The sequence below is a fragment of the Loktanella sp. PT4BL genome (genome assembly GCF_003201935.1).
Taxonomy (GTDB): domain Bacteria; phylum Pseudomonadota; class Alphaproteobacteria; order Rhodobacterales; family Rhodobacteraceae; genus Yoonia.
This window is the reverse complement of sequence record NZ_QJJL01000003.1, coordinates 482,244-497,342: the sequence shown is the minus strand read 5'-3', so window position 1 is coordinate 497,342 and position 15,099 is coordinate 482,244. Positions and strand designations below refer to the sequence as shown.

The window sequence follows — 15,099 nt, the reverse complement described above, 5'->3', positions numbered from 1 at the left end:
TAAAGCCCCGACCGGCAAGAGCAAGGGTAGAAAGACGACATAGACTGTCGATTATGGCCAAGCCCGGTAGCGGCGGTGCCGTCATAGCTCGACCATGCGATGTTTATCTCCTTTGCGGCTTTGTTTTTTTCGGTAGTGCTTTTGCAGCTGTCTTCGGGCGGCGTGGGGCCACTGGATGCGCTGACGGGGATCGAACTGGGGTTTTCGCAGGCCGAAGTCGGCTTTCTCGGGTCGGCACATTTTGTGGGGTTTTTCATCGGCTGCTGGTGGGCGCCGCGCCTGATGGGCAGCGTAGGGCACAGCCGCGCCTTTGCGACCTTTACCGCGATGGGCGCGATCGGTCTTGCCGCCCACGTGATTGTCGCAGACCCTTATTTCTGGGCTCTCTTCCGCGTCGGATCAGGCATTTGCGTCGCTGGCTGCTATACGATCATCGAGGCGTGGTTGCAGGCCAAGGTCAACAACGAAACCCGCGGCCGCGCGATTGCGAGCTACCGTGTGGCCGATACGGGGGCGTCCTTTGTGGCGCAGTTCATGATCGGCGCGCTGGCCGATGTCGAGACCTATATCGCCTACAACATCCTGACGATCCTGTGCTGTGCATCCTTGCTGCCCTTGGCGCTGACCCGTCTTGCACAGCCTGAAACGCCCCGGGCCACGCGCCTGCGCCCGTCCCTCGCATGGGCCTGTTCGCCTTTGGGCGTGGCGGCTGTTCTGGTGGCGGCCCTCTCGAGTGCCTCTTTCCGCATGGTCGGGCCACTTTACGGGCAGCAAGTGGGCCTCAACCCCAACCAGATCGGGTCCTTTCTGGCGGCATTCGTCGCAGGCGGGGCGATTGCACAATATCCGGTGGGCTGGCTCGCGGATAAGTTTGACCGCCGCTGGGTGATGATCTGGCTTTCGGTGGCTGCTGTCATCGCCTGCGCTTTCACGGTCACCACATCAGGCCAGGGCACCACGATTATCATGACCGCCGCCTTTCTCTTCGGCCTGACGACCTTTCCGATCTATTCGGTGGCCACCGCACACGCCCATGACTTTGCCACAGCGGATCAGCGGGTCGAGCTTTCTGCGGCACTGATGTTCTTTTATGCCGTGGGCGCCATTGCCGCGCCCTATACGACGTCAGTCCTGATCGGGCTTTATGGGCCGGGTGCGCTTTTTTACTTTATCTCCGCCGGACATATTCTGTTGATCATCTTCGGTCTGGCCCGGATGCGCGTGCGCCGCATCCCGAAGCAACGCACTCCCTATATCTACGCGCCGCGCACGACGTTCAGCATCGGGCGGCTTTTGGGGCGTAACCGCGACCGCTAGGCGCAGAACGTCTGGCACTTGGCCGCATGGCCCGCTACATAGGCGCAAACGCTGAAGGACACATCGCATGGCCCGCCATCTGATCACATCTGCCATTCCCTATATCAACGGGATCAAACACCTAGGAAACCTTGTCGGCAGCCAACTGCCCGCCGACCTTTACGCCCGCTACCTGCGCCAGCGCGGGCATGAGGTGCTGTTTCTATGCGCCACGGACGAACACGGCACGCCCGCCGAACTGGCCGCAGCCAAAGCGGGCAAGCCGGTTGCCGAATATTGCGCCGAGATGCATGACGTGCAGGCCAGGATCGCGGAAGGGTTCCGTTTGTCCTTTGACCACTTCGGCCGCTCCTCCAGCCCGCAGAACCACAAGCTGACGCAGGCCTTTGCCACCCGTCTGGCAGAGGTCGGCCTGATCAAGGAAGTGACAGAGGAGCAGGTCTATTCTGTGGCCGATGGCCGTTTCCTGCCGGATCGTTACATCGAGGGCACCTGCCCCAACTGCGGGTTTGAAAGTGCGCGGGGCGACCAATGCGACAACTGCACAAAGCAGCTGGACCCGACCGACCTGATCAACGCGCATTCCACCATTTCGGGGTCAACCGAGTTGGAAGTGCGGGAAACAAAGCATCTCTACCTGCGACAGTCCGAACTGAAAGACGATCTGGCCGCATGGATCGAGAGCAAAAAAGACTGGCCGATCCTGACGACCTCGATTGCCAAAAAGTGGCTCAATGACGGTGACGGCTTGCAGGACCGTGGCATCACCCGTGACCTTGACTGGGGTATTCCCGTCATGAAGGGCGACGACGTCTGGCCCGGCATGGAAGGCAAGGTGTTCTACGTCTGGTTCGACGCGCCCATCGAATACATCGCCTGCGCGCAGGAATGGGAAGACGCGGGCAAAGGCACCGACTGGGCGCGCTGGTGGCGCACCGACAAAGGCGCAGATGATGTGACCTACACCCAGTTCATGGGCAAGGATAACGTGCCGTTCCATACCCTTTCCTTTCCCGCCACGATCATGGGGACCAAAGAGCCTTGGAAACTGGTCGATTACATCAAGTCGTTCAACTATCTGAACTACGATGGCGGCCAGTTCAGCACCTCGCGCGGGCGCGGCGTGTTCATGGATCAAGCGCTAGAGCTTTTACCGTCAGACTATTGGCGTTGGTGGCTTTTATCTCACGCGCCTGAATCCTCGGACGCGGAGTTCACATGGGAAAACTTCCAGACGGACGTGAACAAGGACCTCGCCGACGTCTTGGGCAACTTTGTAAGCCGGATCACTAAGTTTTGCCGGTCAAAGTTCAGTGAAGCGGTTCCCGAAGGCGGCACTTATGGCCCCGCCGAAGAGCAACTTATCGCAGACCTCACCACGCGTATCCGCGCCTATGAGGGGCACATGGACGCGATGGAAGTCCGTAAATCTGCGGCGGAGTTGCGGGCGATCTGGGTGCTGGGCAATGAATATCTGCAAGCCAACGCGCCATGGACAACCTTCAAAACCGATCCCGAGACAGCCGCCATGCAGGTTCGCCTCGCACTGAACCTGATCCGGATTTACGCGGTGCTTTCGGCGGCGTTCATCCCCGACGCATCCAAGACCATGATCGACGCGATGCAAACGGATGATGATAGCTGGCCCACAGACGTTGCCGCCGCCTTGCAGGCGTTGCCTGCTGGCCACGCCTTCACTGTCCCCGAAAACCTTTTCCGCAAGATTACGGACGAGGAACGCGAGGAATGGGCGGCGCGTTTTGCAGGCACACGCGACGCAGGAGAATAAGCCATGATCATCGGCCACATCGGCGCACGCGCCGGCAGCAAGGGCGTTCCGAACAAGAACTTTCGCATGTTGCACGGCAAGCCCCTGCTGGACTGGTCGCTCGATCAACTGCTGGAAAGCGATCGCGTGGATCAAGTGGTCGTCTCGACGGATAGCGTGGAAATGTATGAGCACAGCCTGAAACGCGGCTGTCTCGACATCGGTCTGCGCCCCGCACATCTGGCCACGGATACGGCAGGCAAATGGGATGTGTGGAAACACGCGCTGGGTGAGGTCGAGAAACAGACCGGCCCCGCATCCGCGTTCCTTGACCTTGATTGCACCTCGCCACTGCGGCCCGACAGCGCGATCCCCGAGGCGCTTGATCTGTTCTTCGCCGAGACCCCCGATATGGTCATGTCCTGCTGCGAGGCGCGCAAGAACCCCTATTTCAACCTCGTCGAGCCTGATGAGACCGGCGCGCTGCACGTCAGCAAACCCCTGCCCGGCGGTGTCGTCGCGCGCCAACAGGCCCCTGCGGTCTACGAACACGCGGCCTCGACCTATGTCGTCGCGCCCGATTACCTGCGCCGCGCCGCCAGCCTCTTTGAAGGGCGCGTCATCCCCTACATGATGGCCCCCGAAACCTGTGTCGATATCGACAGCCCCTTTGATTTCCGACTGGTCGATTTCCTGATGGGCGAACAATTGAAGGACCGCAACGATGCATGATCAACTCAAAGACAAGACCATCTTCATCACCGGTTCCGGTGGCGTCCTGGGCAGCACCTATGTCCGCCGGATGCTGGCGGCCGGTGCGCGGGTTGTGGCATCGGACCTGAAAGGGCACCGCGCCGATGCTTTGGTGGAAAACCATGGCGAGAACCCGAATTTCCGCTTCTACGATCTGGACGTGGGCCAAGAGGACGAGGTTGTCGAAATCTTCCAGCGCATCATGGGTGACGGCTGGGAGCCCAATGTCGTGTTGAACAACGCCGCCATCACCGGTGAATTGCTGATGGGTGCGGGCAAGGCCTTTCCCGACTTCGCCAACACCAGTGTCGAGGACTGGGACAAAACACTGCGCACCAATATGACTGGTGCCTTTATGATCGCCCGCCAGATGGACCGCGATATAGTGGGGCGCTATCCTGCGACCCTGATCAACGTGGCGTCGATGTATGCGCTGAACGGGCCGCACCACCAGATTTACGAGGACATGCCGTTCAAATCCTTCTCGGCCTATTCGGCCACGAAGGCGGGTATTCACGGCCTCACCCTGTGGCTTGCGGGCTATTGGGCAAAACGCAACGCGACCGTGAACACCATCGCACCGGGTGCCGTGTTCAACGGCCATTCTGATGAATTCCAGCGCCGCGTGGGCGAGTTGATCATGGCGGGCCGCATGGCCGCGCCGGATGAAATTGCCGATGCGATGCTTTTCCTGTGTTCCTCGCAGTCGGGCTATATGACCGGCCAGTTGGTCAACGTCGATGGCGGCTTCAGCGGATGGTAGCAGATACATTTCTGGTCATCGGTGCGGGATCAATCGGGCAACGCCACGCCCGTAATCTTGCCGCCTTGGGCCAGAAGGTTGACCTGATCCCTTACCGTGAATTTGATGCCGATGCCGTCGCCCGGCGCAGCGATGTTGCAGGCGTCATCGTCGCAACAGCCACCCCGATCCGGCTATCGCTGATCCAGCTTTGCGCCGCACAAGACTTGCCCTTTTACGTTGAAAAGCCGCTTGGTTGGACCAAGGACCAGATTGCCGACATCTATGCGGCAGCCGCGCCTGTCGCGGACCGTTCAATCGTCGGCTTCATGATGCGCTATCATCCCGCCGTGCGCGCGCTGGCGGGTCTTGACCTGTCAGACATCTACAGTTTCGCCTTCGAGATCGGCCATGATGTGCGGCAATGGCGCGAAAACTGGTCCTTTTCGCAAAGCTACGCCTCTGATCCGGCGGGCGGCGGTGTTCTTCTGGACCTGTGCCATGAACTGGATATCGCGCACTGCCTCTTTCCCAAGGCCACGGTGACCGGCGCCGCAAGCCTTGACCATCCCGATTTTGCAAAGGTCGATTTCGCCACGCGCATCAGCCTCGCCGCCCCTTTGGGCACGGTCGCGATGGACTACCTCTCACCAGTCAGTCTGCGCAAAGGCCAATTGCGCGGCACCGATCAGGTCATTGATCTGGACCTGCTGGCTCCTTCATACACACGCGACACAGGTGCCGGTCCGCAAACGACAGCATTCGATTTTGATCGCAACGATATGTTTCTGGGCCTGATGACCGATTTCATCGCCATCGCCACCGGACAGCCGCCGTCGGATAATCCGCTGATGCCACGCCTGAGCACTGTGCGGGAAAGTTGCGATCTAATCGCCGACGCGTGGCAGGCACGCCAGTTCACCGGACAGGTTGACGTCGCGTTCTAGCGCCAGCCCTGCCAGAACCTGAGCGCCGCCTGCTTTTGCGCAAAGCTCTCGGTCAGCGCATCGCGGTCATATTCGGTTCTGATCCATTCCTCGATCGCGATTGGCTCTTGCGCATTGCGCGCCGCGTAGACATCGAAGAAGTGATCCAGAATGCCGGTCGAGGTCTTGCGGATATGCAAATACCGGAAGCTGAGTTGTCTGCGCGCTTCGGCGACAGATTGACCTTCATGGACCATTAGATAAAGCGCCGCGACAAGGCCGGTCCGGTCGGCACCTGACTTGCAGTGCATCAGGAACGGACGCTCCATATCTTCAAATGCGGCGATGACATCCAAAAGACGCTCACGGCTCGGGGCCGCCCGCGCCGACATATGCACCGTCACCAGTTCGAGCCCGAGGCGTTCGCAACTCTCTACCTCGAAAAGATAATGCGGCTGTTTCGCGACACCACGCAGGTTCAGAACCGTTTTGATCCCCATGGCGGCATAGGCCTCGAACCGTTTGTGATCGGGGTGGTTTGAACGGTACACACCTTCGCTCACCTGATCGAAGTTATGCCAGAAGGTCCGCAAAATACCATGATCCAGCCAGCGGACGTGCCAATAGGATTTCTTTCGCTCGGCCGGGTCGGTGATGTCATGGCCGAATGACTTGCGCAGATCGCGCTCTTTTTGGTCCAAGGCTTTGAATATCTTGCGGATCATAGGCGGCCCAGTTGCGGTTCTGCGGTGTCACTTGGACCATGGCCAGCCATATTGCAATGGGCACGCACCAATTGCCCCGCAAGGTGAAACCCCATAAACACGCCTTAACAACTCAGGCAGGAGACCGCATCATGGACATTGCAGGCCGCAAAATCGGACCCGAACATCCCCCCCTTGTGATTGCCGAGATCGGCATCAACCACGGTGGTGATCTGGCCGTCGCCAAGGAAATGGTGCGCCTTGCAGCCGGTGCAGGCTGCGAGATGGTCAAGCACCAGACCCACATCATCGAAGACGAAATGACCGAAGAGGCCAAGCAGATCTTCCCCCCGAATGCCGATGTGTCGATCTGGGAGGTCATGGAGGCCTGCGCGCTTTCGCTCGAAGAGGAAGCCGAACTCAAGCGCTATACCGAAAGCCTCGGGATGATCTGGATTTCGACACCTTTTTCGCGGGCGGCGGCGGATTTCCTGAACGACCTTGATGTACCTGCCTTCAAGATCGGATCGGGTGAAGCCGATAACCTGCCGCTCATCCGCCATATCGCCCGCATGGGGAAACCGGTGATCATGTCGACCGGCATGCAAAGCATCGAAAGCATCCGCGCCTCGGTGGCGATACTGGATAATGCAGGGATCGAATATGCGCTGCTCGAGTGTACGAACCTCTACCCCTCACCGCCGGAAATCGTCTCGCTTCAGGGTGTGACCGACTTGCGCGAGGCTTTTCCAAAGGCCGTCGTCGGTTTCTCGGATCATTCCATCGGTCCGGATATGGCTTTGGCATCAGTTGCTTTGGGGGCCTGTATTCTGGAACGGCACTACACCGATACGCGCTATCGCAAGGGCCCCGATATCATCAACTCGATGGACCCTGCCGAGTTGCGCTATCTGATCGACCGGTCGCGCGAAATCCACACCGCGCTGCATAACCCCAAACAGCGCACCAGCGCCGAGGAAGACGTGTACCGCTTCGCGCGCGCCTCTGTCGTCGCCGACCGTGATCTGCCCGCAGGCCATGTGATCACCGAGGCTGATATCTGGGCCCGCCGCCCCGGTTCAGGCGAAATTGCGGGGTATGATTTCGACAAGGTCGTGGGAAAAACGCTCACCCGTGCTGTTGCACGCAACACGCAACTGAAGTGGACCGATCTGGATGGATGAGGCATTCACGTTTGTTTGCCTTGATCCGCGCAAACAAAAGCGCGCGGATATCGCGCGATTGCTGGGGCCGGTCGGAGCCATGCAGTGGATGCGGTTGCCCAAGATGCGCCTGCGCAATTGGCCGCAAACCAAAGTGCGCGCCGAGACAGCGCTGATGGCAGCGCGGCATATTCCTGCAGAGGGGCTGAAACGCCGCTTGTGGTCGTGGATCTTGCAGAAGCAATATAACGGCATGCGCCAGTATTTCGAGGCATATCCAACGCATGTCGCCGTGGCGTGGAACGGTCTGAACGGGTCGCGCAGGGTCTTCATCGATGCAGCCAAGGATGCTGGTGCCAAGACCCTGTCATTTGAACTTGGCCCTTTTCCCGGACGGATCACGGTGGACCCCAAGGGCGTAAATTTCGCCAACGCCCTACCGCGTGACCCCGCACCTTATCTTGATTGGCTGCACCAGAGCCATATCAACCCAAACGACTGGCGCGCTTTAGGTGCAAAGATCAAGCAACGCGTACCGATCGCACCACCCGCTCAAACTGGGGCACTGCCGCCATTGACAGACCCCTTCATCTTCGCACCGCTACAGGTGCCCGGCGACAGCCAATTGCGCCTTTTTGGCGGCAATTACCGCACCGTCGAAAGCTTCGTCAAAGCCCTGCATGAGGCGGCAGGCCACCTGCCCGAAGGCTGGCACTTGCGCATCAAAGAGCATCCCAGCACGCCCGCCTTTGTTGGAGATCTCTTGAGGGACGTCGATGCGCCCATTTATCTGGACAACACCACAGACACCTTCGCGCAAGTCACCGCAAGCCGTGGCGTGATCACGATCAATTCCTCTGTCGGCTTGGAAGCAGTGTTTTTCGACAAACCGGTGGTGGCCTGCGGTCAGTGTTTCTGGGCGATCCCCGGTATGGCGGAAAAAGCGCCTGACCAGGACACAATGAACCAAACAATTGCGCGCGCAGATACATGGCAGTTTGACCTTGAAATACGCAATGCCGTGATGAGCTTTCTGGCACAGGTCTATTATCCGGAACGTCAACCAAACGAAACAAAGGGCGCAATTGCGACAATCATCGACCGATTGAACGGCACTGGGCCTTTTGCATTCATATTCGACACATCGGAGGCGAAAAGATGAGATGGCCTTTCCGCACACACGTCCCCAGGATCGCAACAAAGATCACGGTTACACCACCAGATCCAGCGGCCGACCGCGCCCCTTTCGCAATCGTGCTGATTGCGCGTAATGAAAGCGCGCGAATATTGGATTGGCTCGCGTTTCATGCACTTGCAGGTGTTTCAGACGTTTTGCTCTATGATAACGGATCAACCGATAAGACCGTTGAACAGACCCTTGCCTTTAAGGGCTGTCGCATAAAGGTTGTGCCCTGAAGGCTTACCGCCAGCGATGCAAAAACCGGCACCAAGCTACACCAGCAATCCATGGCCTATGCTCATGCTATTTGCACTTTTGGTGGTCAATTCAGGCGAATGGCTTTTATCGACGTGGATGAATATCTTGTTCCGCGTGAAGCCAAAACGCTGCAAGAGGCTTTGCTTAATCTGCCCCACCCAAATATTTCGCTGCCATGGACGATGTTCGGTCACGGGGGACACAATGCCACACCGCCGGAAGCCGCTCCGTTTGCCTACCTTGAACGCGCACCTTTTGGTGAAGAGCGCCTTTTGAACTTCAAGTGTATCGTTGACCCAAGCGAAGTGACCTGCGTCCATCCGCATCGATTTGACACCCGTTCCCATGGCAGTATCACATCAAATACCCTGAACATGCTTTGCCCAGCCAAGGCACGCACCGGTGATTTTGTCCGCCACGATGTTATTCAACTGAACCATTACTATCTGGGTTCAAAGCAAGATATGGAGGCTAAGATTAATGGCCCAGATGTCGCGGGTACTGCGCATGAAGAGCGCAAGGCGGCGATTTTGCGTGGTGCCGCTTTGATCGAGGCACAGCCTGTTGCGGACGACAGCGCTGTGGCGTTTCTGGCGCGCCATGGCATTCATGACACTGAAAGCCTGCGCGCCCGCTTTGCCTGAAAGCCAAAGTGCCGCGCTAGTGACATTGCCCTTGTCTGCGTGAAATTGAGAACATAACATGAACATATGTCCCGTCTTGATCTCTCACAAAAGCTTGCGATTCTCAGTGACGCCGCCCGCTATGACGCCTCTTGCGCGTCCAGCGGAACCACGCGCCGTGATAGCCGTGATGGCAAAGGGTTAGGCTCAACCGAAGGGTCGGGCATCTGTCATGCCTACGCCCCCGACGGGCGCTGCATCAGTTTGCTGAAAATCCTGATGACGAATTTCTGCATCTATGATTGCGCCTATTGCGTCAATCGGGTGTCATCCAACGTCCAGCGGGCGCGGTTTTCACCTGACGAGGTGGTGCAACTGACCATCGAATTCTATCGCCGCAATTATATCGAAGGGCTGTTCCTGTCCTCGGGCATCATACAGTCGCCGGATAAAACCATGGACGACATGCTGCGCATCGCCAAACGCCTGCGTGAGGTCGAGAATTTTCGCGGCTATATCCACCTGAAAACCATTCCCGATGCCGCCCCCGAACTGATCGAAGAGGCAGGGCTATACGCCGACCGTCTGTCAATCAACGTCGAATTGCCCACGGACCAAAGCGTCAAAGCCTATGCGCCCGAGAAAAACCCCGCGACGATCCGCAAGGCGATGGGCGATGTGAAATCGCGCAAGGATGTGGCAAGCGAGCGCAGCTATACCGGCAAACGTGGCAAACGCTTTGTGCCAGCGGGCCAGTCCACGCAAATGATCGTCGGCGCGGACGGCTCCACTGATGCCACGATCCTCGGGCAGTCAACGATGCTATATGGCGATTACAAACTGAAGCGCGTCTATTATTCCGCCTTTTCGCCGATCCCTGATGCCACCGCGAAACTGCCCTTGATCAAACCGCCTTTGGCGCGCGAACACCGGCTTTATCAGGCCGATTGGCTCCTGCGGTTTTACGGCTTTGGCGTGGATGAGATCACTGCCGCCCGCCCCGATGGCAACCTTGATCTGGACATTGACCCCAAGCTCGCCTGGGCCTTGCAGAACCGCGCGCTGTTTCCGGTGGATGTGAACCGCGCCAGCAAGGAAATGCTGCTCCGCGTACCGGGCTTCGGTACCCGCACTGTGGGGCGCATCCTTTCCACCCGGAGGCACCGCAGGCTGCGTTATGATGATCTGTTGCGCATGGGGGCATCGCTGAAAAAGGCGCAAGCCTTTATTGTCGCCCAGGACTGGACACCGGGCGGCCTGACCGACAGCGCAGACCTGCGCGCCCGTTTTGCCCCACCCCCCGAACAGTTGAGCCTTTTTTGATGTATACCGTTCCCCTGCCCCGCATCGGCACAGATATTGCTTGGCGCGACGCCGCCAAACGCCTGATTGGCGCGGGCGTGTCGCCCGAGGATATACTGTGGGATTTCGACAACGAAATGGGTGAGCTATTTGCCATCGACACGCCTCTGCCGCCCGTGACACGGCGGATCAAGGCCCCGCAAAGCTTTGTGGAAATGGCCAACTGGGTGGTCTGGCACAAAGACCCCCAGCGTTTCGCACGGCTCTATGCGATGCTGTGGCGGCTGCGCCATCAGCCGGGCCTCATGCAGGATCGCGCCGATGCAGACTTGGCCAAATTGCGCCAGATGGAAAAGGGCGTGCATCGCTGCAAACACAAGATGAAGGCGTTTGTGCGCTTTCGCGATCTGCGTCAGGGCGGCGCGCGGCGCAGCTTTGCCGCGTGGTTTGAACCCACCCACCATACGGTGGAACCGACAGCGCCGTTCTTCGCACGCCGCTTTGCCGATATGGACTGGATGATCGCCACACCCGACGTGACCGCGCAGTTCATTGACGGCAACCTGACCTTTCACCCCGGCCAACCCAAACCGGACCTGCCCGAGGATGCGACCGAGGCGCTCTGGGGGACGTATTTCTGCAATATCTTCAATCCCGCACGCCTGAAGGTCAGCGCGATGACATCAGAGATGCCCAGGAAATACTGGAAAAACCTGCCCGAAGCGCAGCATATCCACGACCTGATCGCAGGGGCAGAAGCGAAAGTGCAGCAGATGCGCGATGCCGCGCCCACCTTGCCGCCCGAACGGGTGGCCAAGATCAAACGGCAGTTGCGCGGCAGGGATTAGGTGTTGAACAGGAAGTGCATCACATCGCCGTCCTTGACGATATAGGCCTTGCCCTCGGCGCGCATCTTGCCCGCCTCTTTGGCCGCCTGTTCACCACCCAACGTCACAAAATCATCATAGGCGATGGTTTCGGCACGGATAAAGCCGCGTTCAAAGTCGCCATGGATCACACCGGCGGCTTGCGGGGCTGAGGTGCCTTCCTTGATCGTCCAAGCGCGTGCCTCTTTGGGGCCAACGGTGAAATAGGTCTGCAGGTGCAAGAGTTCATAGCCTGCGCGGATCAACCGGTCGAGACCGGCCTCTTCCAGCCCCATTTCCTCAAGGAACATGGCGGCCTCTTCGGGGTCCAGCTGGCTGATCTCTTCCTCGATACGGGCCGAGATCACCACATGGGAATTGCCCTGTGCTGCGGCCATTTCAGCGACGCGGGCGGACTGGCTGTTGCCTTTGCCTGCGCTGTCTTCTTCGACGTTGCAGACATAAAGCACCGGCTTGGTCGTCAGCAGTTGCAGCATTTTCCATTGCTTGGCGTCATCGGGGTCCACATCAACGGTGCGGGCGGGTTTGCCGTCTTCCAACGCCGCCTGCGCCATTTCCAGCAGGCGCACCTGCTGGACCGCCTCTTTGTCGCCGCCACGTACTTTGCGCACGAGGTTCTGCAAACGCTTTTCAATGCTTTCCAGATCGGCCAGCATCAATTCGGTCTCGATCACTTCGGCATCTTCGACAGGGTCAACGCGGCCCTCGACATGGGTGATATCGTCGTCCTCGAAACAGCGCAGCACATGGGCGATGGCATCGCACTCACGGATATTGGCCAGAAACTGGTTGCCCAGACCCTCGCCCTTGCTGGCACCTTTCACCAGACCCGCGATATCCACGAATGTCATGCGCGTTGGAATGATCTGCTTGGACGAGGCAATCGCCGCCAGCTTGTCCAGCCGCGCATCAGGCACCGCCACATCGCCGACATTGGGTTCAATCGTACAGAACGGGAAATTGGCCGCCTGCGCCGCCGCCGTCTTGGTCAGCGCATTAAACAAGGTCGATTTGCCCACATTCGGCAAACCCACAATACCCATCTTGAAACCCATCACGGCTCTCCTTTGAACGTTACGGCGCTTCTAGGCGGCGCGCGTCCTCTGTGCAAGCCACATGGGATCGTCACTCAGCCATTGATTTTCCGCCCCCCATCAAGCAAACCAAGCCAAGTTTGCAGACCGGGGACAAAGATGAGCAGAATCGACGCCAAATTCGCGCAGTTGCGCGCAGAGAACAAAAAAGCTTTCGTGGCTTATGTGATGGCGGGTGATCCTGACTATGACACCGGCCTTGAGGTCGTCAAAGGCCTGCCCGGCGCGGGTGTCGATATCATCGAGCTGGGCATGCCCTTTACCGATCCGATGGCCGATGGCCCTACGATCCAGCTGGCAGGCCAGCGCGCGCTTGAGGGCGGGCAGACCCTTGAGAAAACGCTGCAATACGCCCGTGAACTGCGCAAGACAGACGACACAACTCCGATTGTGATGATGGGTTACTACAACCCGATCTATTCGCGCGGTGTTGATACGTTCCTGGCGGACGCCAAGGCCGCCGGCATTGACGGGCTGATCATCGTTGATCTGCCACCCGAAGAAGATGACGAACTCTGCATCCCCGCGCAAAAGATGGGGATCAACTTCATCCGTCTGGCCACCCCAACAACCGATGACAAACGCCTGCCCAAGGTGCTCGAGAATACCTCGGGCTTTGTCTACTACGTTTCTGTCACAGGCATTACCGGCGCCGCCGCCGCACAGGCCGATGAAGTCGGCCCCGAGGTTGCGCGCATTAAATCCCAAACCGATCTACCCGTGATCGTGGGCTTTGGCATCAAAACGCCAGACGCTGCCGAGGCCATCGCCAGCATCGCGGATGGCGCCGTTGTCGGCTCAGCCATCGTTGAAAAGATCGCGGCGGGTGAAAGCATGGCTGACGTTCTGGCCTTTGTGAAATCGCTGGCGGATGGCGCGCACCGCGGTTAGGCGCGCTTTGATCCACATCAACGTAGCCTCTTGCGTGAACGCCTTAAATCGGTAACAAATAATTACCAATTTAAGGAATTCGGCATGCCTGTCATCACAACAATCGCGGACCTCAAGCGGCTGCATAAGCGTCGCACCCCCAAGATGTTCTACGACTATGCCGAAAGCGGCAGTTGGACCGAACAGACGTTCCGCGAAAACACATCCGATTTCGACCAGATCAGGTTCAAGCAACGGGTCGCGGTGGACATGACCAACCGCAACACCGCCAGCCAGATGATTGGCCAGAATGTGGCGATGCCTGTGGCCCTCGCCCCTGTCGGTCTTACGGGCATGCAATGCGCTGACGGCGAGATCAAAGCCGCCCGCGCGGCCGAAAAGTTCGGCGTGCCGTTCACACTGTCCACAATGTCGATCTGCTCGATCGAGGATGTGGCCGAGAACACCACCAACCCCTTCTGGTTTCAGGTCTATACGCTCAAAGACGATGACTTCATGAAGCGCCTGTTTGACCGCGCGCGTGCCGCCAAATGTTCGGCTATCGTCATTACGCTGGACCTGCAGATTATGGGGCAAAGGCACAAGGATCTCAAAAACGGGCTGTCGGCACCACCAAAATTCACCGCGGCCAGTATCGCAGACCTAGCCACGAAATGGGGCTGGGGCATTGAGATGCTGCAGACCAAACGCCGCTTCTTTGGCAACATCGTGGGTCACGCCCAAGGGGTCACGGACCCCTCATCGCTGGCATCGTGGATTGCAGAGGCGTTTGATCACGCATTGGACTGGGACCGGGTCGCGCAGTTGATGAAGATGTGGGACGGTCCCGTGATTCTCAAAGGGATCATGGATGCCGATGATGCACGAAAAGCAGCAGAGTTAGGCGCAGACGCCATCATTGTTTCCAATCATGGCGGTCGTCAGCTGGATGGCACACTGTCGTCAATCCGCGCCCTGCCCGCAATCATGGACGCTGTGGGCGATAAAGTGGAGGTCCACCTTGATAGCGGCATCCGGTCAGGACAGGACGTGCTCAAAGCGCTCGCGATGGGGGCCAAGGGCACCTACATCGGGCGCGCCTTCGTCAACGGGCTTGGAGCGATGGGCGAAAAAGGTGTGACCAGCGCGCTGGAGGTAATTCACAAAGAGCTTGATCTGACGATGGCGCTTTGCGGGCGGCGCGATGTGAATACGCTCGACAAGGATATCCTGCTGATCCCACAGGGCTTTGAAGGGCGTTGGCAGTAAGGGGATGACGTTAACAGGAATTCACGTATGGGAAGACCTTGTGTCCAACCAGGTGAAATATGTCACAACCCATTGGACATATTATCTATTGTGAGCATGAAACCCCCAGTGTGTGAGCGCGGCAACACTTCCTGGAAACCTTTCCACCGCACAGACGTGGTGTCAGGTACTGGCTGAAATTGGAAACATGCGTCAGTGAAGCACAGCGTCATGCCTAAAAAACAACAGCGATTGCCGCAGTCA

The 15,099-nt window shown here is 58.5% G+C and carries 12 protein-coding genes and 2 pseudogenes; 12 read left to right on the top strand and 2 right to left on the bottom strand.

Annotation, left to right across the window (positions count from 1 at the left end; all coding sequences use genetic code 11):
* Window positions 1-99 precede the first annotated feature (99 nt).
* The 5 genes from C7964_RS12255 (at window position 100) to C7964_RS12235 (ending at window position 5,527) form a co-directional block, all read left to right on the top strand.
* Window positions 100-1,317 (top strand): MFS transporter, encoded by a 1,218-nt coding sequence (locus C7964_RS12255; protein ID WP_110279934.1) that lies wholly within the window; start codon window positions 100-102, stop codon window positions 1,315-1,317.
* A 67-nt stretch (window positions 1,318-1,384) separates the two neighbouring features.
* Window positions 1,385-3,106, top strand: a complete 1,722-nt coding sequence (gene metG / locus C7964_RS12250; protein ID WP_110279933.1) for a methionine--tRNA ligase — start codon at window positions 1,385-1,387, stop codon at window positions 3,104-3,106.
* Between the two features lie 3 nt (window positions 3,107-3,109).
* Window positions 3,110-3,817, top strand: coding sequence for an acylneuraminate cytidylyltransferase family protein (locus C7964_RS12245; protein ID WP_110279932.1), 708 nt, complete (start codon window positions 3,110-3,112; stop codon window positions 3,815-3,817).
* On the top strand, window positions 3,810-4,601 hold the full coding sequence (locus tag C7964_RS12240; RefSeq protein ID WP_110279931.1) for an SDR family NAD(P)-dependent oxidoreductase: 792 nt from the start codon (window positions 3,810-3,812) through the stop codon (window positions 4,599-4,601). The genes C7964_RS12245 and C7964_RS12240 overlap by 8 nt, the downstream gene beginning before the upstream one ends.
* Window positions 4,595-5,527 carry a Gfo/Idh/MocA family protein gene (locus tag C7964_RS12235; RefSeq protein WP_110279930.1) on the top strand — a complete coding sequence of 311 codons (933 nt, stop codon included), beginning with the start codon at window positions 4,595-4,597 and terminating at the stop codon, window positions 5,525-5,527. Before C7964_RS12240 ends, C7964_RS12235 begins: the two co-directional genes overlap by 7 nt.
* Here the strand turns inward: C7964_RS12235 and C7964_RS12230 are convergent.
* Window positions 5,524-6,231 carry a fused DSP-PTPase phosphatase/NAD kinase-like protein gene (locus tag C7964_RS12230; protein WP_110279929.1) on the bottom strand — a complete coding sequence of 236 codons (708 nt, stop codon included), beginning with the start codon at window positions 6,229-6,231 and terminating at the stop codon, window positions 5,524-5,526. The genes C7964_RS12235 and C7964_RS12230 overlap by 4 nt on opposite strands.
* 131 nt (window positions 6,232-6,362) lie before the next feature.
* Between C7964_RS12230 and C7964_RS12225 the strand changes: the two genes are divergently transcribed.
* The 5 genes and pseudogenes from C7964_RS12225 to C7964_RS12200 form a co-directional block, all read left to right on the top strand.
* On the top strand, window positions 6,363-7,394 hold the full coding sequence (locus tag C7964_RS12225) for an N-acetylneuraminate synthase family protein (protein WP_110279928.1): 1,032 nt from the start codon (window positions 6,363-6,365) through the stop codon (window positions 7,392-7,394).
* Complete coding sequence (locus C7964_RS12220; RefSeq protein WP_110279927.1) at window positions 7,387-8,535, top strand: capsular polysaccharide export protein, LipB/KpsS family; 1,149 nt, start codon at window positions 7,387-7,389, stop codon at window positions 8,533-8,535. The genes C7964_RS12225 and C7964_RS12220 overlap by 8 nt, the downstream gene beginning before the upstream one ends.
* 290 nt (window positions 8,536-8,825) lie before the next feature.
* Window positions 8,826-9,455: pseudogene (locus C7964_RS12210) on the top strand (glycosyltransferase family 92 protein); the annotation flags it as partial.
* Window positions 9,456-9,521: 66 nt separating this feature from the next.
* A complete protein-coding gene (locus C7964_RS12205) occupies window positions 9,522-10,757 on the top strand; it encodes a putative DNA modification/repair radical SAM protein (RefSeq protein WP_110279924.1) in 1,236 nt (411 codons plus the stop codon).
* Window positions 10,757-11,569, top strand: a pseudogene (locus tag C7964_RS12200) (TIGR03915 family putative DNA repair protein); the annotation flags it as partial. The gene C7964_RS12205 and the pseudogene C7964_RS12200, both read left to right, overlap by 1 nt.
* Before the next feature lie 11 nt (window positions 11,570-11,580).
* Here C7964_RS12200 and ychF read toward each other — a convergent pair.
* Complete coding sequence (gene ychF / locus C7964_RS12195; RefSeq protein ID WP_110279922.1) at window positions 11,581-12,678, bottom strand: redox-regulated ATPase YchF; 1,098 nt, start codon at window positions 12,676-12,678, stop codon at window positions 11,581-11,583.
* Window positions 12,679-12,816: 138 nt separating this feature from the next.
* On the opposite strand from ychF, the gene trpA reads away from it, so the two are divergent.
* Window positions 12,817-13,608: a tryptophan synthase subunit alpha gene (gene trpA / locus C7964_RS12190; RefSeq protein ID WP_110279921.1), complete on the top strand. Its 792-nt coding sequence runs from the start codon at window positions 12,817-12,819 to the stop codon at window positions 13,606-13,608.
* Window positions 13,609-13,692: 84 nt separating this feature from the next.
* Window positions 13,693-14,856, top strand: coding sequence for an alpha-hydroxy acid oxidase (locus tag C7964_RS12185; protein WP_110279920.1), 1,164 nt, complete (start codon window positions 13,693-13,695; stop codon window positions 14,854-14,856).
* Window positions 14,857-15,099: the final 243 nt, after the last annotated feature.